Raw genomic sequence first — 1,302 nt, forward strand, 5'->3', positions numbered from 1 at the left:
ATCACCAGATGTCGAGAGCACCGAGGATGCCGCGCGTGCCTCCGAGCTGGCCGCGGGCGCCGCGGCCTCGGCGGCGGAGCTGGAGCGGCGGATCGGTCGCGCCGGCCGCTGGCACGGCGCTTCGTAGTCCCGGCGGGGTTCGTTCGCAACCCCCTCCACCGTTGCAGGTGACCTCGTTAGCGTCGCTGCCATGCTCCCTGCAGACATTCCCGACGAAGCCCAGCTGATCGATCTCATGGACCACCGCGCCGTCCCGAGCGTCACGATCGCGCTCGAGTCCTCGCCGCTGCCGCAGGACCACGAGCGCGTGCGCATCGCGCTGCGCGACTCGATCGACGACGCGCTCCGCCGTCTCGGCGAGCGCAAGGACGTGCCGCACGGCGCGCGGCGCGCGGTCGAGACGCGGCTGACGTCGCTGATCGACCACGACGACTTCTGGGCGCATCAGTCCCGCTCGATCGTCGCGTTCGCCTCGCCGGAGCGACTCCACGTGTTCCGCCTCGCGGACCGCGTCGGCGGCAAGGTCGTGGTCGGCGACCGGTTCGACACCTCGCGGCTGCTGCGCACGATCTCGTACCCGTCGCGGATCTTCGTGCTCCAGCTGTCCGAGCGGCTCGCACGCCTGACCGAGATCGGGCCCGATCACGGGCCGATCGAGCATGCGCTCGACCTGCCCGACGACCACGAGCTCATGCTCCACCACGCCGACAACGACGGCGACGCCGACCGCGACCGCGCTCAAGGCGCCACCGGCGACCGCGTGGAGCGGGCGCGCTTCTGCCGCACCGTCCAAGACGAAGTGGTGCGCGTCGTGCCCGATCACGTGCCGCTCCTCCTCGCCGCCACCACCGACCTCGCCCCCGCGTACCGGGCCGTCAACACGCACCCCGAGCTGCTCGGCGACGGCGTCGAGGCGCACCCCGAATCACTCGACGACCGCGACATCGAGCGGCTCGCCCGCGAGGCTCTCGACCGCCTGCGCGACGACGAGACCGCCGCGTGGAAGGAGGACTTCGGCACCCTGCGCGCCCAGAACCTCGCCACGACGCGGCTCGCCGAAGTCGCGGCCGCCGCCGCTTCCGCGGCGATCGACGAGCTGCGCTTCGACCTGGAGTCCGACGCCACGGGGCGGATCGACGAGTTCGGCAACGTCGTCGATCGCGACGCGCCCGACGCGCCGCCGCTCGTCGACGAGATCGCCGCGCGCGTGCTGCGGACGGGCGGGCGAGTGCGGGCGGTCCGCAACGCGGATCTGCTCGACGGCTCGCCGCTCGCGGCCACGCTGCGGTTCGCGGTTCCGAC

1 protein-coding gene is annotated in these 1,302 nt (G+C 73.0%); it reads left to right on the forward strand.

Going from position 1 to position 1,302, the window contains the following annotated elements:
- Window positions 1-190: 190 nt before the first annotated feature.
- A partial coding sequence (locus tag EIO58_RS18080; protein WP_127820572.1) for a baeRF11 domain-containing protein occupies window positions 191-1,302 on the forward strand: 1,112 nt, incomplete at its 3' end.

It is taken from the genome of Microbacterium sp. CPCC 204701 (assembly GCF_004010105.1).
Lineage (GTDB): Bacteria > Actinomycetota > Actinomycetes > Actinomycetales > Microbacteriaceae > Microbacterium.